Source organism: Actinocorallia lasiicapitis, from assembly GCF_054778695.1.
This window is the reverse complement of sequence record NZ_BAAGZI010000864.1, coordinates 1-695: the sequence shown is the minus strand read 5'-3', so window position 1 is coordinate 695 and position 695 is coordinate 1. Positions and strand designations below refer to the sequence as shown.

Sequence of the window (695 nt, the reverse complement as noted above, 5' to 3'; positions counted from 1 at the left end):
GCCCGCTGGGGGGGGGGGCTGGGTTGGTGGGTGGGGAGCGGGATCAGCGGATCGGGATCGCCGGGGAGGTGGTTGAGAGGGAGGAGTTGATGGGTCGGGCGTGGGGGGTGGCCGGGCGGATCGGGGGGGCGCGGGCGGTCGCGGTCGAGGCGACGGCGAGTGTCGACACCGTGGTGGGGGTGGTCGGGGCGCTGCTGGCGGGGGTGCCGGTGGTGCCGGTGCCGCCGGATTCCGGGGTGGCGGAACGGGCGCACATCCTGGCGGATTCCGGGGCTGAGCTGCTGGTCGGGGGCGGGGAGCTCGGGCTGCCGAACGTGCCGGTGACGGGGCGGGGCAGCAGCGGGAACGTCCTCGAGGACGCCAAGGCGACAGCGCTGATCCTCTACACCAGCGGGACGACCGGAGCGCCCAAGGGAGTCCTGATCTCGCGGGGCGCCGTCGCGGCGGGCCTGGACGCCCTGGCGGAGGCGTGGGCCTGGACGGCCGAGGACCGCCTCGTCCACGGGCTGCCGCTGTTCCACGTGCACGGGCTGGTCCTCGGGGTGCTCGGGGCGCTGCGCGTCGGGTCGGAACTGGTGCACACCGGGCGTCCGACGCCGGAGGCCTACGCGGCGGCGCGCGGGTCGCTGTACTTCGGGGTGCCGACGATCTGGTCGCGGGTCGCCGTCTCCGACGCGGCGTCCGGGCTGCGGGGG

At 76.4% G+C, this 695-nt stretch carries 1 protein-coding gene; it reads left to right on the top strand.

What is annotated here, in order from left to right; genetic code table 11:
- Positions 1–89 precede the first annotated feature (89 nt).
- Positions 90–695 (top strand): AMP-binding protein (locus ACYVE7_RS35175; protein ID WP_460371016.1); only part of this gene is annotated, 606 nt, incomplete at its 3' end.